Raw genomic sequence first — 21,697 nt, forward strand, 5'->3', positions numbered from 1 at the left:
CGGGCGGACACACCCCCTGGCACCCGTCAGCCCAGGGTCAGCTCCAGCGTGACGAAGCTGTGCGCGGGCAGGTCGACGGTCAGGGCGCCGTCGGTGACAGCGGGAACGTCGAAGGCCTGCGGGGCCACGACGTCGGGCTGGTCCGCGGTGTTGTGGGCGTTGACGGCGCCCGCGGTGAGGATGCGGCCGGTGATGCCGGTGACCCGGTGCCCGCGGAGGTCGAGAGTGACGGGGTGGGCGGCCTCGAGGTCGAGGTTGGTGAGCGACACCAGCGCCGTGCCGTTCTTCGTGGAGGCCGACGCGGAGACCAGCGCGATCTCCCGGTTCCCGACGGTGCGGGTGGGCAGAGCCTGGCCGGTCCAGTTGAGGGGCAGCAGCTCGGCGTCGTGGTGGCCCTTGTTCATCTCGAACACGTGGTAGGTGGGCGTCTTGATCAGCGTGTCGCCGTCGGTGAGAAGCATGGCCTGCAGCACGTTGACGGTCTGGGCGATGTTGGCCATCACCAGGCGGTCGGCGTGGCGATGGAACGAATCGAAGTGCACGGAGGCCACCAGCGCGTCGCGCATGGTGTTCTGCTGGTAGAGGAAGCCGGGGTTGGTGCCGGGCTCGACGGCGAACCAGGTGCCCCACTCGTCGAGGACCAGGCCGATGCGCTTGGCGGGGTCGTAGACGTCCATCACGTTGCCGTGGCGCGTGAGCAGCTCGTCGATGCGCCAGGCCGCGGCCATGGTCAGGTAGTAGGTGGCATCGTCGAACTCGGTGGCCGACAGCTTGTCCTCGAAGCCCGTCGGCATCGTGTAGTAGTGCAGGGAGATCGCGTCGAAGAAGTGGCGGGGGTTGCAGCCGCAGCCCAGGTCCCCGAGGGTCTTCATGAGCGTCTCGGTCCAGTGGTAGTCGTCGACGTTGGCGCCGCCGGCGATCTTGTACAGCTGGTTGCCGTCGTGCTCGCGGCAGTAGGTCGAGTATTGGCGGGCGAGGTCGGCGTAGTACTCGGCGCGCATGTTGCCGCCACAGCCCCAGGACTCGTTGCCGATGCCCCAGTACTTCACCTGCCACGGCTCGTCGCGCCCGTTCTCGCGGCGCAGCTCCGACATGGGTGCCTCGCCGGAGCGGGTGAGGTACTCGACCCAGTCGGCCATCTCGCGGACGGTGCCGGAGCCGACGTTGCCGCAGATGTAGGGCTCGCAGCCGAGCTGGTCGACCAGGTCCATGAACTCGTGGGTGCCGAACGAGTTGTCCTCGACGACGTTGCCCCAGTGGGTGTTGACGACGGTGGGGCGCTGCTCGACCGGGCCGACGCCGTCGCGCCAGTGGTACTCGTCGGCGAAACAGCCGCCGGGCCAGCGCAGGTTCGGGATGTCGATGGCCTTGAGAGCCTCGACGACGTCGGTGCGCATGCCGCGCACGTTGGGGATGTCGGAGTCCGCGCCGACGAAGAAGCCGCCGTAGATGCAGGCGCCCAGGTGCTCGGCGAAATGGCCGTACAGGTGCCTGGAGATGGTCGGGCCGGTCACGTCGAGATTGATCACGGCTCTGGTGGGGGTGCTCATGGGCGGGCTCCTTTGCGCTCCGGTGCAACGATGAACCAGAGGATGTCATGCTGCTGTCCACGCCGTCAATCTCCTCCCGTGCGCCTGGAATCCCGCTTAACATGGCGAGTGCTGCTTCTTGACACGTGTGACGCTCCGTGACACGCTTCTCGCATCTGTCCATCGATGAACCTACGTCGTGCGCCCTTGGTGAAGGTCGCGTCGAAGTCGGCACCCATGGCGGGTCGGTCGACGCGGCGCTGCCCGCGGGAGGTGAGGGGCTGATGAGAACCGCCGGTGCCCGGCGAGTGACGATGCAAGACGTCGCCCGGCTGGCGAATGTGTCGACCAAGACCGTCTCCAATGTGATCAACGGCAATCCGAAAGCGACCGAGGAGACAAAGCAGCGCGTCCTGGAGGCAATAGACCTGCTGGGCTACCGGCTCAACGTCACGGCCAGGAATCTCCGGCAGGGGCGCACCGGCCAGATCAGCCTGGCTATTCCGGAACTGAAGAACCCGTACTTCGGCGAGCTGGCGGACCTGGTGCTCGAGGAGGCCAAGAGCTACGGGCTCAAGGTCCTGGTCCAGCAGACCAACTTCGACCGGGAGGCGGAACTCGCCATCCTCGAGGGCGCACAGGCACTCGGGGTCGACGGGGTGATCTTCTCGCCGCTGCTGCTCGGCCCGGCTGATGCGCGGTACTTCCACGTCGACTTCCCCCTGGTCCTCATCGGGGAGAGCGTCTTCGACGTGGGGCTCGACCACGTCACCATGAGCAATGTCGAAGCGGCACGGGCGGCCACCGAGCACCTGATCGACATCGGCTGCCGGAAGATCGCCCTCATCGGCTCGGATCCCGACGAGGAGCGGGGCGCGTCGGGGCTGCGGCTCCGCGGATACAAGGAGGCGCTCACGGCCCACGGGCTGCCCGTCGACCGGACCCTGATCGCTGGGACGGACCGGTGGCACAGCGACAAGGGGGCGGCGGCCGTCTCGACGCTCCTGGCCAAGGACGCCGGGATCGACGGCATCGTCGCCCTGAACGACCTGCTGGCCTTCGGCGCCATCCACGAGCTCAGCAGGCACGGGCGCAGAGTTCCGCAGGACGTCGCCGTCGTCGGTTTCGACGACACCGAGGCCGCGGGCTACTCGCTGCCCTCGCTGTCCAGCGTCAACCCCGGGCGGGCCGACATCGCCCGCAACAGCGTCCGGTTCCTGCACGAGCGGATCACGCAGTCGTCGGGCGCCCACGCCGCGGAGCCGCCGCGCCTGTACATGGCGCCGTTCGAGGTGATCCAGCGCGACACCACCACACCTGAGGGAGCACAGCCACCGGCATAGGCCGGAAATTACAGCGGCGTAGTTCTCCCCAGCTGTGGACGGTGCTGTGGATAACTCGGGCGGGTTAGGATCGGGGCCATGGCTCGACTCGACTCCTGGCTGTGGGCGGTGCGCATGTACAAGACCCGGTCGGCCGCCACGGCGGCGGTCCGGGGCGGACACGTGCGCGTCGACGACAAGCTGGCCAAGGCGTCGCAGCAGGTGGTGCCCGGCCAGGTCATCCGCGTCCGGCGCGAGCAGCAGGAGAAGCTCATCGAGGTCGTGGATCCGGACCTGGACAAGCGGGTCGGGGCGCCGCTGGCCCAGGCGGCCTACCTGGATCGCACCCCCGAGCTGCCGCCGCCCATCGTGGGGATGAGGGGGCGCGTCGCGGTGCGGGACCGGGGGACCGGGCGGCCCACCAAGCGGGAGCGCAGGGACCTGGAGCGGCTCCGCGGCCGCTGACTCAGGGGCGCTCCACGGGGAGCCGGAGGCGGAACGTCGAGCCGGCTCCGGGACCGGGGCTCGACGCCGTCAGCGAGCCGCCATGGGCCTCCGCGAACGCGCGCGCGATCGTCAGGCCGATGCCGGACCCGCCGTGTTCCCGGTCGCGGGCGGTGTCGCCACGGTAGAACCGCTCGAAGCAGTGCCCGAGCTGCTCGGCGGTCATGCCGTCGCCGTCGTCGGTGACCTCGACGACCGCATCACGTCCCACTGCCGACGTCACCCGCACCCGCCCGCCCGGCGGGGTGTGCCGCAGGGCGTTGGTCAGTAGGTTCGTCAGGAGCTGGCCGACGCGCTGGGCGTCGACCGTGACTGGCCCATCGGCCAGGTCGACCTCCAGCGCGACTCCCTTTGTGGCGAAGCGCGGCGCGAGCGCCTCGACGGCGCTGCGCACGAGCGGGGCCAGTCCTGACTCGACCAGCTCCAGCGGGATGCGACCCTCCTCCGCGCGGGAGACCTCGTCGAGGTCCCTCGCCAGCCGGGTGAGCCGCTCGGCCTGGTCCTCGAGCACATGGCGGGTGTCGTCGTCCCAGGCGGTGACACCGTCCTCCAGCGCCTCCAGGTGCGCGTTGAGGGTGGCCAACGGGGTGCGCATCTCGTGCGCGACGTCCGACAGCAGCCGGCGCCGGGTGACCTCGATCGAGTCGAGACGGCCGGCCATCGCGTTGAACGTCTCGCCCAGGGTCGCGAGCTCGGGCCCCGCCCCGGCGGCGTCCACACGGGCCGTGTAGTCGCCGCGGCTCATCTGCACGGCCGCCGCCGTCAGGTGGTCCAGCGGGGTACGGATCCGCCGCGTCACGTACCAGGAGACCCCCAGCGCCAGCAGCAGGGCGATGACCAGACCGACCCCCAGCGAGACGAGTCCCGCATCGACGAACGCCTCCTCGATGTGGGCCATGTCCGTGACCGCGGTCGGGCGACTGGCCTCCATGAGGTGCGCGTGGAACAGCGGGGGGCCGATGACGACGGCCACGGCCGCCGCGGTCACCGCCCCGGCCGCCAGCGCCACGGCCTGCGCCGCGAAGAGCCGCGAGCCGAGGCCCCACCCGTGCGCCCGGGGCCTCATCCGCGGCCCATCCGGTAGCCGATGCCGCGCACCGTCAGGATGTAGCGGGGCTCGGCGGGGTCCTCGCCCAGCTTCCGCCGGATGTTGGCCACGTGGACGTCGACGACGTGATCGTCGCCCACCCAGGCCTCGTCCCACACCCGGTCGATGATCTGGCGTCGGCTGAGCGCCGACTTCGGCGTGGCGGAGATGGCCTCGAGCACGTCGAACTCGGTCCTCGTGAGGGACAGGGACTCGCCGTGCAGCCACACCTCGCGGCCGTCGGCGTCGATGACGAGGTCGCCCACTACTCGGGGCTCATCCGGTCCCCGCTCCGGCTCGGGTCGCCTGGGACGGCGGAGCACCGCGTGGATGCGTGCGACCAGTTCCCGAGCGGAGAATGGCTTGGTGATGTAGTCGTCGGCGCCCACGGACAGGCCGACGAGTCGGTCGACTTCGTCTCCGCGGGCGGTCAGCATGAGGATGTAGCAGTCCGAGAAGGTGCGTACCCGCCGGCAGACCTCGACGCCGTCCACGCCGGGGAGCCCGAGGTCGAGGACGATAACGTCGGGGTCGAGCGTCTCCGCTGCCGCCAACGCCTCCGGCCCGGTGTGGGCCAGGGTCACGTCGAAGCCGGCCCGTTCGATGTAGGACGCGACGACGGAGGCCAGCGCCTTCTCATCGTCGACGATCAGGACTCGGGACCGGGTGGGGGTATCGGCTGCCATGTCACCCAGTATCCAGCAGGAGCCCCGGCCGCCGGCCCGGGGTGGCGCGGACGCCTCACGGACCGAGGATCTCCCTGGGCAGGCCGTCGGGGGTGCCGCCCAGATGCTCCCGGTGCCAGGCGGCATACGCCCGCACCGCCGTCGGGAGGGTGGCGAAGATCCGGTCCTCGCCGACGCGGTCCACGAAGCCGGCAGCCGCCAGCTGATCGTGCAGGTCCTGCTTGACCCGCGCCATCGTGAACTCGACGCCGCGCGCGGCCAGTCGGTCGCGGAGCAGGTCGAGCGTGTCGACCGCTGTCAGATCCACTTCGACGTTGGCCTCCGCGTTGAGGAGGAACCAGTGGACGGGGTGGTGCGCCGCGGCGACGGCCGCCTCCGCGCGGCGCAGGAAGTCCTCGGCGTTGGCGAAGAAGAGGGGGGAGTCGTAGCGGTAGACGACGAGCCCGGGGACCTGGGTGGCGTCGGGGTAGTCATCGACGTCGTGCATGCCCGGCAGCCCGGGGGCGTAGCCGAGGACGCCGTCGTGTGCGTGCGCCATGCGCCGGATGAGGTCCAGCAGGGAGAGGGCGATCGCGATCCCGATGCCGGCCAGCACCCCGAACCCGATCACCGCGCCCGCCGTAAGGAGGGTGAGGATGAGTTCGCTCCATCGGAACCGGGCGATGCGCCGGATCTCCGCGACGTCCACGAGCCGGGTCGCGGCGAAGATGACCAGGGCGCCGAGGGCCGCGGTGGGGAACGACGCCAGCACGGGACCGGCGAACAGCAGCGTCGCGACGACGCACGCGAGCGCGACGAGCGAGTGGAGCTGCGTGCGGGAGCCGACGGCGTCGCCGAGGACGGTTCGCGACCCACTGGACGACACGGGGAAGCCCTGGGTCACGCCGGCCGCGATGTTGACCGCGCCGAGCGCCAGCAGCTCCTGGCGCGAGTCGACGTCCTGGCGGCGCTTCGCGGCGAACGCCCGGGCGGTCAGGACGTTGTCCGAGTAGCCGACCACGGCGATGCCGGCCGCGAACGGCAGGAGCGACGCGAGGCTGACTCCGTCGGGGTTGGGGACGTCGGGCATGGGCAGCCCGGCGGGAACCTCGCCGACGACCTCCAAGCCGAAGCGCTCCAGGCCGAACGCCGCCACGATGCCCGCCGCGAGCAGGAGCACCAGCAGGGGGCTGGGGGCCTTCGGCACCGCCCACCTGGCCAGGAGGAGCAGCGCCAGCACCGTGCCCGCCACCAGCACGGTCGGGAGATGCGCTTCGGGCAGCCGGGCCACGAACTCCCATGCGGTGCCCAGAGTGGACTCGGCCGCGATGTCCAGCTGGGCCACCTTCCCGGCCTGGCTGACGATCATCAGCACGGCGATGCCCACCATGTACCCCACCAGTACCGGGCGGGACAGCAGCGTGGCGAGGAACGACAGCCGGAGCGCCCAGCCGGCCAGGCAGACGAGGCCGACCGCGATGGCCATCAGCGCGGCCACCTCCGCGTAGTGCTCTGGGCCGCCGGCCGCGGCGGCGAGCGCCCCGACGCCGGCGGCGGTCATCAGGGCCGTCGTCGACTCCGGGCCCACCGACAGCTGTCGCGAGGATCCGAGCAGGGCGTAGAGCGCGAGCGGGGCCAGGATCGCCCACAGCCCGGCGACGGGCCGCACGCCCGCGATCGCCGCGTACGCCATCACCTGGGGCACCAGGTAGGCCGCGACGGTCACGCCGGAGACGGCGTCGCCCCGCAGCCAGCGGCGCTCGTAGCGGCGCAGCACTGCGGCCCCGGGGAGGTACCGCTCCCACGCCGCGTTCGTCGCCGTCGACGGGCTCATGGCCTGAATCTACAAGCCACTGCTCCCCGGTGGCGTCAGTCCTCGGGGTCCTGCGCGCGGTCGACGAAGTAGGAGTCGTCCATCGCAGGGTCAGGCGCGATCGGGATGTACTGGCGGCGGACACGCGCCAGGTCCCACTGCCGGCCCTCGACGGCCTCGCGGGCGGCGTTGACCGCGTCGCACTGGTCCTGGTTGAGGTAGAACTCGATGGCCTCGACAGCCTTGTCGGCTCGCAGGAAGCGGTCCGGGTCCTCACCCTCGGCGGACGCGGTCACCAGCCGGTCGACCGCCCGCTGGACCGTCGCGCGGCGCACGCGCCGCTTGGTCTTGGGCAGGAGGTCGATCTTGCCGTCCTCCGAGACGATGATGACCATCGCGCCCTTGCCGGCGCCGGCGAGGTAGCGGATCGCGGAGCTGAAGCGGGCGCCCCGCGACGGGTCGCCGGTGCCGGTGGCCAACCCGTCGAGGATGACACCGACGGCGTGGCACTTGCCGTCCGGCGACACCAGCACGGCGCCGTCGATGCCGGTGGCCGCGGCCAGCGCCTCGGGCCCCAGCCGCGCGGGCGTGATCGCGTACGCCTGGGGGAGGAGCCGCTGCGCCTCCGATTCGGCCTCGGGGTGCACGACGAGCATCGTGCCGTGCGGCTGCTGCGAGCAGGCCTTGGCGATCTGCCACAGGTAGCGGGCGTTGCGGGCCGACACCTCGGGGAAGACGCGGTCCACCGTGACGGAGAACTCGTCCTCGTCGAGCAGTTCCCGCGGCATGGCGGCGACGCCGTTGTCGACGCGCAGATAGGGCACGTCGCCGTCCCACAGCTCCCAGGAACCGTTGCCGGCGATGCGCGCCTCGAACGTGTGCTCGCGGGGGGTGTCCGGGTCGAGCTTGCCGACCCCGTACACCTCGCGCCCGTCGCAGAGCAGGTGCAGATCGCCGACGGAGAGCTCCAGCACCTTGCGCAGGGACCGCGCGCGCCCGATGGGCACGGGATGTTCGAGGTGCATGACGGTCTGGACCCCGGCGTCACCGCGGGGGGCCAGCAGGATCGAGCCCTTGCCCGCCCGGCCCTCGTACGGCTGAGCCGAGACTGCGTCGAAGGCCTGGAGGGCGCCGAACGCCAGCTCCTGGCCCGTGCGGGCGACGACGGCGGAGACGAACAGGTCGGCGGCCGACCGCAGAACTGCTTCCGGGTCCACGCGGACGATCGATCCCGGGACCTGGCGGTCGAGTTCGCGCGACGCCACGTCGAGGACCGTGCCGACGACCGCCTCCTGGAAGGACCGTGCGGTGAGGAAGTCGTCCTCGGCGTCGTCGGGCAACTGGGGGAGTTCCCGCCACTGGTCCTCCTGCAGGGCGAGGACCGGGAACACGGTGTGGTCGCCGATCGTCACCCCCACGCCGACGACGTGGATGCGGCCCGAGGCGCGGGAGGCGGCGTCGAGCTTGTCCGCCACGGCGCGCCGGCGGGTCCGGGCCTCCAGCGCCGCCAGGTAGCTGGGGGAGTTCTCGGCCGCCTCCTCCTCGCGCAGGAGCCGGTTGAAGCGGCGCGTGCCCAGGTACGTGGACTGGGCCACCACCGAGCGGTCGAAGTGCCCGCGGGCCGGCTCCACCACGACGTCGGAGTCGCGGTCCAGCGGAATGCCGACGACGAAGGCCCGCGCGTCGAGCCCGGTGCCGGCGGCGTCGAGGACATCGTTGGCGACGGCCTCGAGGGAGCGGCGGTAGCTGGCCTGCCCCTCCCACAGATCTGCGTTCACGCGGGCATCGTCCCACGTCAAGTCATCGATCAACAATGCGGGTCAGTCCTCCTCCCGGCAGCCTGGGCATCCGATCGCGGTCCGCCCCCAACCTACCCCGGCCCGGGCGTAGTCTGAGGTACAGGAGGCTTGCGATGAAGCACGCGACGAAGAAGTGGGAGAGCCTGCACCCGGTGGTGCGCACGGTGTTGGCGCTCGGTGGCCTGGCCGACATGGGGCTGCGCGTCTACGCCCTGATCGACGTGGCCCGGCGGCCCGACAAGGAGATCAACGGACCCAAGGAGGCCTGGATCCCGGCGTTGGCTGTGATCAACTCCCTGGGGCTGCTGCCCTGCGCGTACCTGCGGTGGGGGCGGCGGAGGCGCTGATACCCCCTGGGGTATAGTGGCCGGCATGACGGAAGCCCTACCCAACTGGAAGCGCGTTCTCGTTGTGGTCGCGCACCCCGACGACGAATCCTTCGGCCTCGGAGCGGTGATCGCGCGCCTCGTCGATGAGGGCGCCGAGGTGAGCGTCCTGTGCCTGACGGCCGGCGAGGCCTCGACGCTCGGTGCGTCCCCGGACCTGGCAGAGATCCGGGCCGCCGAACTCGACGCCGCCGCGTCCGCGCTGGGATGCCGCACCACCGCCCTCCGCACGCATCCGGACGGCGGCCTGCCGGGTCGTGAGGCCGCGCTCATCGACGACATCGAGGTCGCCGTAGACACCACCCGGCCCGACGGGCTGCTGGTGTTCGCCGTCGAGGGCGGCGTCACGGGCCATCCGGACCACGAGGCGGCGAGCCGGGCCGCGCTGGCGGTGGCGGGCGAGCGTGGCCTGCCGGCGCTCGAGTGGGGCCTCCCCGACGAGGTCGCGGCCGTGCTCCGCGGCGAGTTCGGGGCGGGGTTCACCGGACATGCCGCCGACGCGCTGCCGATCGTCATCGACGTCGACCGCGCGCGCCAGATCCAGGCCGCCCATCTCCACGTCACGCAGGCCATCCCCGGCAGCGTGCTGTGGCGTCGGCTGGAACTGCTGGGCACGCGGGAGTACCTGCGGCTCACCCAGCCGGACGGCCGCTGACTTCACGCAAGCTTCACAGTCGGCGACGACATCGCTTCACATCGCCGCGGTGGACTGGAACCAGTCACACGAAGAAGGAGTGAATCATGAACCGCACAGTCAAGATCCTCACTGCGGGTCTGGCCGTCGCCGCGCTCAGCGTGGGCGGGGCCGCCATCGCCAACGCCGACGCGGGCACCCTCGAGTCGGAGGAGTCCAACTCCCTGACGTTCAGCCGCGAGGAGGAGAAGCTCGCTCGCGACCTCTACACCGCGTTCGGTGAGAAGTACGACAGTGGCGTCTGGGACCGCATCGCCGCCAGCGAGCAGCGCCACTTCGACGCCGTCGGCCGCCTGCTGGAGCAGTACGAGCTCAGCGACCCGACCGAGGGCAAGGATGCCGGCGAGTTCGGCGACGCCACCCTCCAGGGGCTGTACGACGACTGGCTGACGGTCGGCTTGACCGAGGACGCCGCCTTCCAGGCGGCCATCGAACTGGAGACCGCGGACATCGCCGACCTCGAGGAGCAGCTGGAGGCCGTCGACGACGAAGCCATCGAGCAGGTCTACCAGTCTCTGTTGCGCGGCTCCGAGCGGCACCTCGCCGCCTTCACCGCGGCCGCCAACGGTGAGACCCTCGAAGGCCAGCCCCCGGCATGGGCCGGGCAGCGCCGTGGCGTCGACGGCACCGGGCCTGCCGGCGCGATGTGCGACGGCACCGGGCAGAACGCCCCCGACGGAGCGCCGATGAACGGCACCGGTGGCCCCGGCCAGCGGCTCCGGGACGGCTCCGGCAACGAGGACGCGCCCCGGCGCGGCATGAATCGCTGACCGATCCGGCCGTGTTCTGACGTCGCGCCCGTTACGGGCGCGACGTCGCGACATGTCTCGAAGCCGACGCCTTCCCGTTCGCTGAGGTCGCGCTCGCCCGCATCTTCCCCTGAGGTGGCGCTGGCCCGCTCGCTGAGGTCGCGCCCGGTGCGTAGCACCCGGGCGAGTCTCGAAGCCGACGCCGTAGGCGTCGATCTCCCAACCCCATCCGCTGCTGGTGTGGGGAGCCGTGATCCGTCGCTCGGGCGGCCCTTGTGGCCGGGTGCCCTGTTCGGCTGACCGACTGGCTGGGGGTGAGTAGTCGAGGCCGCCCGAGCGTCGGTTCCCGTCTCCCCACACTGGTCCCGATGGTGGCGTGGCCGGGTCCGGGTGCGTGCCGGTGGGGCGGCCCGGGGGTCGGGTCTGTCTACCCGGGACGCCAGTTTGGTGATCCTCGGGTTGGGCATCCCTGCGCGCAGCCGCCCCACCGTCCCACCCCCTCTCTCGATGGCTGAGGTCGCGCTGCACCGCTCGCTGCGGTCGTGCCTGTCCGTTCGCTGAGGTCGCGCCCGACGGCGGAGCCGTCCGGGCGAGTCTCGAAGCCGACGCCGCAGGCGTCGATCCCCCGGGTGCAGGTCAGGTGCCGTCGCCCCAGATGGCGGCGGAGCGGCGGATGAGATCGTCCAGATCCGGCCGGTCGGCGTCGGACAACTCCGTGTCCGGAGGGTCGACGTCTGGGGGGTCGCTGTCTGGCGGGTCGTCTTCTGGGCATGGTGCCCCGGCCTTGACCTGTTGGAGTCGGAAGCGTCGGTGTTGGCGCGGGCGTCTGGCCGGGTCGATGTGCCGCGGTGGGGTGAACCACGGCAGCCCGGTCACCGGATCCAGATCCACCCTCCACTGCGACTGCTCCGACTGCAGAGGATCCGGTTCCACCAGGCGGTGATGGTGCGGGCAGAGCAGTACCCCGTTTCCTAGCCGGGTCTCACCGCCCTGCCACCACGGGACGATGTGATGCGCTTCACAGCAGGCCGGTGTGGCGGTGCAGCCGGGGAACGCGCAACCCCCGTCGCGCTGCACCAAAGCAGCGCGCAGGCCGGGTGTGAAGGTGCGGTAGGTCCGGCCGACATCCAGCAGTCGGGATGGTCCGCCCAGCACGACGGGGATGATGCCGGCGTCGCAGGCCAGGCGGCGCACCTCGCCGGCTGGCAGGCCGTCGATGTCGTCGGCACCGATCAGCCCGGCCTTGCCGAGGCCGGTGGTGAGGGTGTCGAGGTCGAGGGTGACGTGCACCTGCGGCCTGTCCCCACCATGCCTGGGCAGCGTTCCGGTGTTGGCGGCTTTCTGGGTGAGCAGGACCAGCGCGTCCGCCCGGCGCGCGTCCCGGGACGCGGCCTCGCCGGTGGCGGTGTAGGTGGAGGCGTCGGGCATCAACGCATCCAACTGCGCCGACAACAGCGCCGCGTCGGCAACGGGGAGTTGTCCGGTGATGCGCATCGATCCGTGGTAGTCCGGCGCGATGCGCAGGAACCGACCCCGATGCGCAGCCGCCTCCTCCCGCGCCAACCGCTTCGCATCATCCGCATCCGATGCGTCCGGATCGATCACTTCCACCAGCCGCGCCGCGAGCACCCGCAGTTCCGAGGGGCCCAGGGTGTTGACGTGGGCGAGGATCTCCTCCTCGCAGCGCGTCAGTTCAGCCCGGGTGAGCCGGCCGGGGAGTTTGCGGAGGCCGGCGACGATGGCGTCGGCCTGCGCCAGCGAGATCGAGCCGTCGTTGAGGGCGGCGCCGATCAGCGGAAATCTGTCGTGCAGATCAGCGGCTAGGCGAAGGCTCGCCGTGGCTTGGGCGGGGGTGGTGCGCACCGACTGCCGCACCCCGTCGATCACGGCCTCCGCCGCGGCGAGCTTTGCCTCATGCAGGAGGTGAAGGCGTAGACCGGCGAGCTGGGCTTCGGCCTCGGTGACCGCGGCGACCAGCCCGCCCAGCCGGTCGACAGTCCTGGCCGCGTCCCGGTCGAGCGTGCCGACGGCGTCCCAGAGCGCGGCGAAGTATCGCTGCCCGAGATCCCGCAAGTCGCTCATGTGACCTATTATTGCGGGGGGCACTGACAATTTCTGAGCTCTGGCTAGGGGAATCGACGCCTGCGGCGTCAGCTTCGAGACTCGCCCGGACGGCTCCGCCGTCGGGCGCGACCTCAGCGAACGAGTGGGCGCGACCTCAGCCAACGAACCGCCGCGCCCCCACCGGCACGACACGCCGTCGAACTCCGCCCTCGAGGCTCTATGCCGGCGCCGGGCCCGAGTGGGGCTGCTATTCGTGCTGGGGCCGGGGGATCGACCCCTGCGGCGTCGGGTGGATCGACGCCTGCGGCGTCGGCTTCGAGACTCGCCCGGACGGCTCCGCCGTCGGGCGCGACCTCAGCGAACGAGTGGTCGCGACCTCAGTCAACGAACCGCCGCGCCCCCACCGGCACGACACGCCGTCGAACTCCGCCCTCGAGGCTCTATGCCGGCGCCGGGCCCGAGTGGGGCTGCTATTCGTGCTGGGGCCGGGTGGATCGACGCCTGCGGCGTCGGCTTCGAGACTCGCCCGGACGGCTCCGCCGTCGGGCGCGACCTCAGCGAGCGGGGTGGCGTCGGCTTCGAGACTCGCCCGGACGACTCCGCCGTCGGGCGCGACCTCAGCGAACGGGCCAGAGCGACCTCAGCGAGCGGGGTGGCGTCGGCTTCGAGACTCGCCCGGGTGCTGCCCACCGGGCGCGACCTCACCAACGAGGCAGGCTCGCCACATCAGCGGACCACATCGGCGCGACCTCGGCGAACGGTCACGAACCTGCGAGGGCGGACGCCGTCAGCCGGCGGCGGGCAGGGTCAGGGTGCGGTGTTCACCCTGACNGGGTGAACACCGCACCCTGACCCTGCCCGCGCGACTGCGCGACCAGGTCCCCACCGTGCGCCCGCGCTATCTGCCGGGCGATGGTCAACCCGATGCCCGAGCCCCCGCCACGCCGGTCGGCGTGGCGATGATCGACCCGGTAGAAGCGCTCGAAGATCCGCTCCAGGTCCTCGGCCGCGAGTCCCACGCCGTCGTCCCGGACGTCGACCCGCACCCAGCCGTCGGCCGCGGTGGTGTCGACGGTGACCGACCCACCCCGCGACACCGCCCGCAGCGCGTTGCCCACCAGGTTGGTGACGACCTGCGCGAGCCGTTCCGGATCCGCGTGGGCCCAGGCAGGGGCCCCGGCCACGGTCAGCCGCACGCCGGCGTCGTCGGCCTGGGGCCGGAGCCGCTCGGCGGCCTCGGCCACGGTGGCCGCGACGTCGATGCGAGTGCGGCGCAACTCCACCCCGACCTCCTGCGATCTCGACAGCGAGGCGAGGTCCTCCGCCAGGCGCCGCATCCGCGACACCTCGCGTCCGATGAGGGTCAGATTCTTGGCGTCGGTGGGGACGACGCCGTCGAGCATGCCCTCGACGTAGCCCCCAACGATGGTGAGCGGGGTGCGCAATTCGTGGGCGACGTCGCCCAGAAGCCTGACTCGGCGCGCCTCGGTGCCCGCGAGGGAGGCGCCGAGTGCCTGCAGGTCGACGGCGAGGTCACCCAGCTCCTGCGACGGCGCGTCCGGTACCTCGACGGCGTAATCGCCGGCGGCCATGCGCCGCGCGGCCTCCTGCAGCTGGTGCACCGGGCGGGTGAACCGCACCGCGATGACGAGGCCCAGGACCGTGGCCACGACCACCCCAGCGAGGGCGCCGATGAGCAGCGCGAGGTCGACCGACTCGAGGAGTTCCTGCCGGAAGGTCATGCCCTGCCCGGGCCGGGGGCCGCGCTGCTGCATCCGGTCGTAGAGGGCCGGGGCGAGGGTCCGCGACAGGAGGAAGGCCACCACCGAGCCGACCGCCACCACGAGGATGTGGCTGAGGGCCAGTCTGGTCGCCAGGCGCTTCATGGCTGGCCCACGGGGGTGCCGATGAACCGGTAGCCCACCCCTCGCACGGTTCCGACGTACCGGGATCCGTCGTCGCCGAGGGCCGCGCGGATCGTGCGGATGTGGACGTCGACCACTCGCTCGTCGCCGTAGAAGGCGTAGCCCCACACTTGCTCGAGGAGCTGGGCGCGGGAGAAGACGCGCCCCGGTTTGCGGGCCAGGGCGAGCAGCAGGTCGAAGTCCAGGGCGCTGAGGGTGACGGCGCGGTCCTCGAGGCTGATCTCCCGCGACGACGGCGAGATCGTCAGTCCGGCGAACCGGAGGGTGTCGTCGGCGGCGACGGATTCCAGGCGCGGCCGGCGGAGGACCGCGTGCACCCGGGCCACTACCTCTCGGGGGCTGAACGGTTTGACGATGTAGTCGTCGGCGCCGAGGCTGAGGCTCACCAGCTTGTCCACCTCCTCGGCGCGCGCCGTGACGACGATGACGTAGACCGACGAGGTCGCGCGGACGCGCCCGAGCACGTCGAGTCCTGACAGGTCGGGGAGGCCGAGGTCGAGCAGGACCACGTCCGGACTCAGGTCCGCGGTGAGCCGGATCGCCTCCTCCCCGGATCCCGCCTCGTGCACGTCCATGCCCTCGGCTTCGAGATAGGTGCGCAGGAGTGTGCGAATCTCGGCTGCGTCGTCGACGACGAGGATGGTGGGTGCCACGGTTTCCTCCTGGTGATCAGGATACCGGGCCGGGTATGCCTTGGATTCGCGGGAGGGCCTGACGCAGTCAGAGTGGTGCCGCCGTCGACTCCCGATCACGAGTTCGGGCGGGATGACCCGACGTGCCACTCGAGGCAGGAACCCCAGTGCCACCTGGTCGTTGCAGGAGAACGCGACGGTGAAGGAGTCTGGGTCGACCGTCTGGCCAAGGTGTCCCCCGACTCCGCGGACCAGTCGCCGTGGAGGACAGGGAGAGGCTGGGCGCCGCCCTGCGCAGCGTCTCGCGGTAGCCCCTTTCGCGCTCATGCCCCCGCTGGTGTTTGCGGAGCCCGCCAGATGGAGTATCCGCCGGTGTCCCAGCCCCAGGAGGTGCCCCGTGGCCAGGGTCCCGGCCTCGAGTGAGGCGACGGTGGCGGAGTCGGCGCTGAGCGACGCCGTGGGCGTCGATCCGCGACCTGACCGCCGATCAGAAATTGTCAGTGGCCTCGGTCAGAATAGTTCACATGAGTGATTCCATGCGCGAGCAGATGCAGCGATCCATCGCTGCACTCTGGGACGCCGCGCTGACACTCACCACCGACGACACCCCAGCAGACCGCCTCGCCGGCCTCGTCGCCGCGGTCACGGAAGCCGAAGCCCAACTGGCCGGGCTACGCCTCCACCTGCTGCATGAGGCGAAGCTGGCGGCGGCGGAGAATGTGATCGAGGGGGTGCGGCAGTCGGTGCGCACCACCCCCGCCCAAGCCACCGCGAGTCTCCGGCTTGCGCAGGATCTGTGTGACCGGTTCCGGCTGATCGGCGCAGCGCTCAACGACGGCACCATCTCGCTGCCCCAGGCCGACGCCATCGTCACCGGTCTGCGCAAACTCCCCGGGCGCTTAACCCGCGCGGAGCTGACCCGCTGCGAGGAGAAGATCCTGCACCACACCGACACCCTCGGCCCCAGCGAGTTGCGGGTCCTTGCCGCGAGGCTGGTCGAGATCATCGACCCCGATGCATCGGATGTCGATGATGCGAAGCGCCTGGCACGGGAGGAGGCCGCGGCTCATCGGGGCAGGTTCCTGCGGCTGGCGCCGGACTATCACGGGTCGATGCGGATCACCGGACAACTCCCGGTCGCGGACGCTGCGTTGCTATCGGCGCAGCTGGATGCGTTGGTGCCCGACGCCTCCACCTACCTCGCCGTCGGTGAGGCCCCGTCACGCGACGCCAGGCGCGCCGATGCGCTGGTCCTGCTCACCCAGAAAGCCGCCACCACTGGCGCCCTGCCCGCGCACGGTGGGGACCGGCCACAGGTGCACGTCACCCTCGACCTCGACACCCTCACCACCGGCCTGGGGAAGGTCGGGCTGATCGGGGTCGACGACGTCGACGGCCTGTCCGCCGGGGAGGTCCGCCGCCTCGCCTGCGACGCCGGCATCATCCCCGTCGTCCTGGGCGGACCATCCCGGCTCCTGGACGTGGGCCGCACCTACCGCATGTTCACCCCCGGCCTGCGCGCCGCGCTGGTGCAGCGCGACGGTGGGTGCGCGTTCCCCGGCTGTGCGGCGACCCCGGCGTGTTGTGAGGCGCATCACATCGAGCCGTGGTGGCAGGGCGGTGTCACTCGGCTTGGCAACGGGGTATTGCTCTGTCCGCACCACCACCGCCTGGTGGAACCGGATCCGTTGCAGTCCGAGGCGTCGCAGTGGCGGGTGGATCTGGATCCGATCACCGGGCTGCCGTGGTTCACCCCGCCCAAGCATGTTGATCCCGCGCGGCGGCCGCGGCAGCATCGACGCTTCCGACTCCGACAGATCCAGGCCGGGGCACCACCGGGCCCAGACCCCGACCCACCCGACGCTGACCCGCCGGACGTCGACCCTCCCGAGACGGAGTTGTCCGCCGCCGGCCGGCCGGACCTGGATGATCTCATCCGCCGCTCCGCCGCCATCTGGGGCGACGGCACCTGACCTGCGCCGTCTGGGGGATCGACGCCTGAGGCGTCGGCTTCGAGACTCGCCCGGACGGCTGCGCCGTCGGGCGCGACCTCAGCGAACGGGGTGGCGCGACCTCAGCGAACGGGGTGGCGCGACCTCAGCGAACGATCCAGGCGCCACTTCAGCGTTGGTGGGGTTTCCTGCGAGGGGGTGGGACGGTGGGGCGGCTGCCGCGCCGGATCGCCGTGGCGGGTGGGCGGCGCAAGCTCGAGGCGATCCGCGGCGCTCTGGTCGGGGGATGGTGCGACGTGCTCATCACGGACTCGGTCACTGCGCGCAACCTGCTGGAGGCGTAGCCGAGGGTAGGTGCCCGAATGGTTCGACCGAGTGCTAGGTTGCTGGTGTTCGACGATGAACGGAGCACACCATGCACTCGCACGTGGCCACCCCTCGGGCTCATTTCGATATCGGCAACCAGCAGGCGGTCGAGGCGCTGCAGGCGCTCCTCGGCCCCGACATGGTCAGCACCCGCGAACTCGACCGCGCCGCCCTCGCGGTCGATGCGTCGCACTATCTCCGCATCCCTGACGCGCTCATGCGCGCCCGCTCGGCCGACGACGTCGCGGTGGCGATGTCGGTGGCCGTCCAGGCCGGCTGGCCGCTGACGCTGAGGTCCGGCGGCACCAGCCTGTCCGGGCAGGCGCTGTCGGAGGGCCTGACGGTCGACGTCCGGCGCCACTTCCGCGACATCGAGGTACTCGACGGCGGACTGCGCGTCCGGGTCCAGCCCGGCGCGACGATTCGCGAGGTCAACGCAAGGCTCGGCCGGCTGGGCCGCAAGCTCGGCCCGGACCCGGCGTCGGAGATCGCGTGCACCGTCGGCGGCATGATCGCCAACAACTCATCGGGCATGACGTGCGGGACCGTGGCCAACGCCTACCGCACGCTGGAGTCCATGACGGTCGTGCTGCCGAGCGGGACCGTCATCGACACCGGTGCCGCCGACGCCGACGCGCGCCTCGTCCGGCACGAACCGGCCCTGGTCGAGGTCTTGACGACGCTGCGCGACCGGCTCCGCGGCGAGCGGTTCCGGGCGGACCTGGAGCGGCGCTACGCGATCAAGAACACGATGGGCTACGGCCTGAACTCCTTCCTCGACCACGACCGGCCCGTCAAGATCCTCGAGCACCTGATGATCGGCTCCGAGGGCACGCTCGGGTTCGTGGCGGAGGCGGTGTTCCGCACCGTCCCCGTGCCCGCTCGCACCGCGACCGGCCTGCTGATGTTCGACTCGCTCGATGCCGCGACGGCGGCACTCCCGCGTCTGGTCGGCTCCGGCGCCGACGTCGTCGAGCTCATCGACGCCGCCTCGATCAAGGCGATGGGCGCCGACGCCGTCGACGTGCTGCCGCCCGGCTTCGTCGTGGACCGGCAGGCGTCGCTGCTCGTGGAGTACCAGGCCGCCGACGACGAGGGCATCGAGCGCGCCTCCGCGACCGGTGGCGAGGTCTTTGCCGGGCTCCAGGGTCTGGCGGCCGATCCGGAACTCACGCGCGACGCGGCCCGCCGCGCCCGCATGTGGGTGATGCGCAAGGGCCTTTACACCAAGGTCGCCCGGAACCGCCCCGCCGGGACGGCCGCGCTGCTGGAGGACGTCGCGGTGCCGATGGAGCGCCTCGGCGCCGTCTGCTCCGAGTTGCACGTGCTGTTCGACCGCCATGGCTACCGCGACGGCGTGATCTTCGGCCACGCCAAGGACGGCAACATCCACTTCCTCGTCACCGAGGACTTCGCCGGGGACGCCTCGATGCGCCGGTACGAGGACTTCACCGAGGACATGGTGCAGCTGGTCCTCGGGCAGGAGGGGACCCTCAAGGCCGAGCACGGCACGGGCCGCATCATGGCGCCGTTCGTCCGCCGCCAGTACGGCGACGAGCTGTACACGGCCATGTGGGACGTCAAGAACGCCTGCGACCCGTCCGGCATCCTCAACCCAGGCTCGGTGCTGACGGAGGACCCACACCTGCACCTCAAGGACATCAAGCCGACCGGCCCGGTGCGCGACGTCATCGACGACTGCGTCGAGTGCGGCTACTGCGAACCCGTGTGCCCGAGCCAGCACCTGACGACCACCCCGCGACAGCGCATCGTCGTCCAGCGCGCGATCGCCGCTGCGGAGCAGGCGGGCGAGACCCGCCTCGCCGAGCGGCTGCGCGAGCAGGAGACCTACGACGTCATCCAGACCTGCGCCGTCGACGGCATGTGCCAGACCGCGTGCCCGGTCCAGATCAACACCGGCGACCTCGTGCGGACGCTGCGTCGGGAGAATCAGTCGAAGGTCCTGGACCGCGGCTGGAAGGTCGCGGCCGATCACTGGTCGACGGTGCTGAAGGTCGCCTCCGTTGGGATGACGGTCGTCGACAAGGTGCCGACGCCGCTGGTCCGCGGGGTACTGGGCGTGGCCAGGAAGGTGCTGGACGAGGACATCGTGCCACAGCTGACCTCGGAACTGCCCGGAGGTGGACCCGTACGCCGTCCGGCGCCGGCCGAGTCGCCGCAGGCGATCTTCATGCCTGCCTGCGTCGGGACGATGTTCGGCACCGACCACGCGTGCGGCACCGGTGTCGCGGGGGCCGTCCGGCGGCTCGCGACGGTCGCCGGGGTGACGCTGAGCACGCCCGACGGCATCCAAGGCTTGTGTTGCGGCACCCCGTGGAAGTCGAAGGGGCTCCCGTCCGGCTACGACGTCATGCGGGAGCGGCTGGTGAGCTGGATCGTCGAGCACACGCGAGGCGGTGAGCTGCCGCTGGTCGGCGACAACGTGTCGTGCACCGAGGGTGTCATCGTCGCGCTCAAGGCCGCCGGCGTGCACACCGTGCGGGTCCTGGACGCCACCGAGTGGGTCGCTGAGGCGGTCGCGCCGCGGCTGCCGGTGGTGCAGAAGGCCCGGCTGGCCGCCGTCCACCCGACCTGCTCGTCCACGCATCTCGGCGTCAACGACGCGTTGCTGATGCTGGCGGGGCTCGTGGCGGATCAGGCGGTGGTGCCCGACGGATGGCGCTGCTGCGCCTTCGCCGGCGACCGTGGCCTCCTGCATGAGGAACTGACGGCAACCGCAACGCGCGACGAGGCCAAGGCGGTTCGGCAACTCGACGCCGACCTGCACCTGTCCTGCAACCGCACCTGCGAGCTGGGTCTCACGCGGGCCACGGGGCAGACCTACGTGCACGTGCTGGAGGAGTTGGCCGCCCGCGTCGACTCCGCGGTGGGTCGGGGGGCCTGAGCGCGCGGCCGGGCCCCGGCGCGCTGAGCGCCTAGGGAAGTGCTGATGAATGGCGCTACTGGGCTGGAGATCGGCTGAGTCTGGTCTGTGAGGCTTCGGTCGCCCCGGAGTGGTTCCTTCTGGCCTTCGGCCCCTCGTGCTTGGGGGCTTCGGGCCGGTTCCGGGCAGGCTTCCGCCAGGGCTACCCGGTCGCGACCGCGGTCTTGAGTCTGGTCTCGATCGTGGTCGCGCGGGCCAGCATCAGCAGGTTCGCCGAGGCCATCGCTACCTGGAGCTGGTTCAGGTTCTTCGCCAGACCGCGGTAGCGGGTCTTGACCAGCCCGAAGTCCCGCTTCACGATCAGGAACACATGCTCTACTTTCGCGCGTACCGACGCCTTCCTGGACTCCAGTAGCTGCTCGTGAGGGTGCATCGCCTTCAACACGCCTTTGCGGGCAGCGATCCTCCACTCGACGCCTGCCAGGTGCTCGTCGCCGACGATCTCGGGGCGTTTCGCGGCCCCCTGGTAGCCGGCGTCTGCGTAGACGACCTGGTCATCGGCCCGAACCAGGTGGGTGATCTCGTCCAGATCATGCACGTTGGCTCCTGTCACGCTCACCGAGTGGACCAGGCCCGTGCCGGCATCCACCCCGGCGTGGGCCTTCAGCCCGAAGTACCACTGGTTGCCCTTCCTGGTCTGACGCATCTCCGGATCCCGGGTGCCGGTGGTGTTCTTCGTCGAGGAAGGTGCGGCGATGATCGTGGCGTCCACGATGCTGCCGCCACGCATGACCAGACCGTCGGCGTCCAGCCGGGCGTTCAGTGCGGTGAACATCGCCTCACCCAGCTGGTGCTCCTCCAGCAGGTGCCGAAAATGCAGCAGGGTCGTGGCGTCGGGGACCTGCCGGGTAGCGAAGTCCACACCCATGAACTTCCGCATCGCGTACGAGTCGTTGATCTGGTCCTCCACGCCTTCGTCGGAGAGGTGGAACCACACCTGCAGCAGGTACATCCGCAGCATCGTCTCAAGGGGTATCGGCCGCCTGCCGCGGGTCTTGTTGTAGTAGTACGGCTCGATCAGCTGGACCCAGTCCGCCCACGGCACCACCGCGTCCATCTTCCGGAGGAACTCCTCCCGCTTCGGGACCCGGCGACGCTGGCCGTACTCGACTTCTGAAAGACTCGGCTGCAACTCATCCACAACCAGCATTCTACCTAGCCAACACGTCATTGACCCGGCTCAACACCCACTGATCAACCATCCACCCCGACAGACCAGGCCGGCCCATCAAATCCCAGGCTCGCCGATTAATCAGCGTTTCCCTA

General features: G+C 71.0%; 16 protein-coding genes and 1 pseudogene. 8 read left to right on the plus strand and 9 right to left on the minus strand.

The window, feature by feature from the left end; genetic code table 11:
- Positions 1-26: 26 nt before the first annotated feature.
- Positions 27-1,550, minus strand: coding sequence for an alpha-N-arabinofuranosidase (locus ACFQPD_RS06815; protein ID WP_385899632.1), 1,524 nt, complete (start codon positions 1,548-1,550; stop codon positions 27-29).
- 263 nt (positions 1,551-1,813) lie between these two features.
- On the opposite strand from ACFQPD_RS06815, the gene ACFQPD_RS06820 reads away from it, so the two are divergent.
- The gene (locus ACFQPD_RS06820) at positions 1,814-2,872 is read left to right on the plus strand and encodes a LacI family DNA-binding transcriptional regulator (protein ID WP_385899633.1); all 1,059 of its coding nucleotides are present in this window, start codon (positions 1,814-1,816) and stop codon (positions 2,870-2,872) included.
- A gap of 78 nt (positions 2,873-2,950) precedes the next feature.
- Positions 2,951-3,316 (plus strand): RNA-binding S4 domain-containing protein, encoded by a 366-nt coding sequence (locus ACFQPD_RS06825; protein ID WP_068752307.1) that lies wholly within the window; start codon positions 2,951-2,953, stop codon positions 3,314-3,316.
- Between the two features lies 1 nt (position 3,317).
- On the opposite strand, the gene ACFQPD_RS06830 is transcribed toward ACFQPD_RS06825, so the two are convergent.
- The 4 genes from ACFQPD_RS06830 to ACFQPD_RS06845 are packed head-to-tail and all read right to left on the minus strand — an operon-like array spanning position 3,318 to position 8,698.
- Positions 3,318-4,421 (minus strand): cell wall metabolism sensor histidine kinase WalK, encoded by a 1,104-nt coding sequence (locus tag ACFQPD_RS06830; RefSeq protein ID WP_068752306.1) that lies wholly within the window; start codon positions 4,419-4,421, stop codon positions 3,318-3,320.
- Positions 4,418-5,128: a response regulator transcription factor gene (locus tag ACFQPD_RS06835; RefSeq protein ID WP_385899635.1), complete on the minus strand. Its 711-nt coding sequence runs from the start codon at positions 5,126-5,128 to the stop codon at positions 4,418-4,420. Before ACFQPD_RS06835 ends, ACFQPD_RS06830 begins: the two co-directional genes overlap by 4 nt.
- Positions 5,129-5,183: 55 nt before the next feature.
- Positions 5,184-6,941 carry a SulP family inorganic anion transporter gene (locus ACFQPD_RS06840; protein WP_385899637.1) on the minus strand — a complete coding sequence of 586 codons (1,758 nt, stop codon included), beginning with the start codon at positions 6,939-6,941 and terminating at the stop codon, positions 5,184-5,186.
- Between the two features lie 35 nt (positions 6,942-6,976).
- A complete protein-coding gene (locus tag ACFQPD_RS06845; RefSeq protein ID WP_385899639.1) occupies positions 6,977-8,698 on the minus strand; it encodes a hypothetical protein in 1,722 nt (573 codons plus the stop codon).
- Between the two features lie 134 nt (positions 8,699-8,832).
- Between ACFQPD_RS06845 and ACFQPD_RS06850 the strand changes: the two genes are divergently transcribed.
- The 3 genes from ACFQPD_RS06850 (at position 8,833) to ACFQPD_RS06860 (ending at position 10,569) form a co-directional block, all read left to right on the plus strand.
- A complete protein-coding gene (locus ACFQPD_RS06850; protein WP_385899640.1) occupies positions 8,833-9,066 on the plus strand; it encodes a hypothetical protein in 234 nt (77 codons plus the stop codon).
- A gap of 25 nt (positions 9,067-9,091) precedes the next feature.
- Positions 9,092-9,760, plus strand: coding sequence for a PIG-L deacetylase family protein (locus ACFQPD_RS06855; RefSeq protein ID WP_385899641.1), 669 nt, complete (start codon positions 9,092-9,094; stop codon positions 9,758-9,760).
- A gap of 86 nt (positions 9,761-9,846) precedes the next feature.
- On the plus strand, positions 9,847-10,569 hold the full coding sequence (locus ACFQPD_RS06860; RefSeq protein WP_385899643.1) for a DUF2202 domain-containing protein: 723 nt from the start codon (positions 9,847-9,849) through the stop codon (positions 10,567-10,569).
- A 615-nt stretch (positions 10,570-11,184) separates the two neighbouring features.
- On the opposite strand, the gene ACFQPD_RS06865 is transcribed toward ACFQPD_RS06860, so the two are convergent.
- From ACFQPD_RS06865 to ACFQPD_RS06875, 3 genes and pseudogenes are all read right to left on the minus strand, one after another.
- Positions 11,185-12,630 carry a DUF222 domain-containing protein gene (locus ACFQPD_RS06865; RefSeq protein ID WP_385899645.1) on the minus strand — a complete coding sequence of 482 codons (1,446 nt, stop codon included), beginning with the start codon at positions 12,628-12,630 and terminating at the stop codon, positions 11,185-11,187.
- A gap of 814 nt (positions 12,631-13,444) precedes the next feature.
- Positions 13,445-14,498, minus strand: a pseudogene (locus tag ACFQPD_RS06870) (sensor histidine kinase); the annotation flags it as partial.
- Positions 14,495-15,190, minus strand: coding sequence for a response regulator (locus ACFQPD_RS06875; RefSeq protein ID WP_385899646.1), 696 nt, complete (start codon positions 15,188-15,190; stop codon positions 14,495-14,497). The pseudogene ACFQPD_RS06870 and the gene ACFQPD_RS06875, both read right to left, overlap by 4 nt.
- A 503-nt stretch (positions 15,191-15,693) precedes the next feature.
- On the opposite strand from ACFQPD_RS06875, the gene ACFQPD_RS06880 reads away from it, so the two are divergent.
- From ACFQPD_RS06880 to ACFQPD_RS06890, 3 genes are all read left to right on the plus strand, one after another.
- Positions 15,694-17,142 carry a DUF222 domain-containing protein gene (locus ACFQPD_RS06880; RefSeq protein WP_385899647.1) on the plus strand — a complete coding sequence of 483 codons (1,449 nt, stop codon included), beginning with the start codon at positions 15,694-15,696 and terminating at the stop codon, positions 17,140-17,142.
- 185 nt (positions 17,143-17,327) lie between these two features.
- Positions 17,328-17,465 (plus strand): sugar-binding domain-containing protein, encoded by a 138-nt coding sequence (locus ACFQPD_RS06885; protein ID WP_385899648.1) that lies wholly within the window; start codon positions 17,328-17,330, stop codon positions 17,463-17,465.
- A gap of 161 nt (positions 17,466-17,626) precedes the next feature.
- Positions 17,627-20,392 carry an FAD-binding and (Fe-S)-binding domain-containing protein gene (locus tag ACFQPD_RS06890; RefSeq protein WP_385899658.1) on the plus strand — a complete coding sequence of 922 codons (2,766 nt, stop codon included), beginning with the start codon at positions 17,627-17,629 and terminating at the stop codon, positions 20,390-20,392.
- A 181-nt stretch (positions 20,393-20,573) separates the two neighbouring features.
- On the opposite strand, the gene ACFQPD_RS06895 is transcribed toward ACFQPD_RS06890, so the two are convergent.
- Positions 20,574-21,563 (minus strand): IS5 family transposase, encoded by a 990-nt coding sequence (locus ACFQPD_RS06895; protein ID WP_385899659.1) that lies wholly within the window; start codon positions 21,561-21,563, stop codon positions 20,574-20,576.
- Between the last annotated feature and the right edge of the window lie 134 nt (positions 21,564-21,697).

Source organism: Tessaracoccus sp. O5.2 (assembly GCF_964266725.1).
GTDB classification, from domain to species: Bacteria; Actinomycetota; Actinomycetes; order Propionibacteriales; family Propionibacteriaceae; genus Arachnia; species Arachnia lapidicapta.

What these genes read in the sequence shown, in the direction of transcription:
- ACFQPD_RS06815 (WP_385899632.1), bottom strand. Translation starts at nt 1,550, where the DNA reads ATGAGCACCCCCACCAGAGCCGTGATCAATCTCGACGTGACCGGCCCG.
- ACFQPD_RS06820 (WP_385899633.1), top strand. Translation starts at nt 1,814, where the DNA reads ATGAGAACCGCCGGTGCCCGGCGAGTGACGATGCAAGACGTCGCCCGG.
- ACFQPD_RS06825 (WP_068752307.1), top strand. Translation starts at nt 2,951, where the DNA reads ATGGCTCGACTCGACTCCTGGCTGTGGGCGGTGCGCATGTACAAGACC.
- ACFQPD_RS06830 (WP_068752306.1), bottom strand. Translation starts at nt 4,421, where the DNA reads ATGAGGCCCCGGGCGCACGGGTGGGGCCTCGGCTCGCGGCTCTTCGCG.
- ACFQPD_RS06835 (WP_385899635.1), bottom strand. Translation starts at nt 5,128, where the DNA reads ATGGCAGCCGATACCCCCACCCGGTCCCGAGTCCTGATCGTCGACGAT.
- ACFQPD_RS06840 (WP_385899637.1), bottom strand. Translation starts at nt 6,941, where the DNA reads ATGAGCCCGTCGACGGCGACGAACGCGGCGTGGGAGCGGTACCTCCCC.
- ACFQPD_RS06850 (WP_385899640.1), top strand. Translation starts at nt 8,833, where the DNA reads ATGAAGCACGCGACGAAGAAGTGGGAGAGCCTGCACCCGGTGGTGCGC.
- ACFQPD_RS06855 (WP_385899641.1), top strand. Translation starts at nt 9,092, where the DNA reads ATGACGGAAGCCCTACCCAACTGGAAGCGCGTTCTCGTTGTGGTCGCG.
- ACFQPD_RS06860 (WP_385899643.1), top strand. Translation starts at nt 9,847, where the DNA reads ATGAACCGCACAGTCAAGATCCTCACTGCGGGTCTGGCCGTCGCCGCG.
- ACFQPD_RS06865 (WP_385899645.1), bottom strand. Translation starts at nt 12,630, where the DNA reads ATGAGCGACTTGCGGGATCTCGGGCAGCGATACTTCGCCGCGCTCTGG.
- ACFQPD_RS06880 (WP_385899647.1), top strand. Translation starts at nt 15,694, where the DNA reads ATGAGTGATTCCATGCGCGAGCAGATGCAGCGATCCATCGCTGCACTC.
- ACFQPD_RS06890 (WP_385899658.1), top strand. Translation starts at nt 17,627, where the DNA reads ATGGTCAGCACCCGCGAACTCGACCGCGCCGCCCTCGCGGTCGATGCG.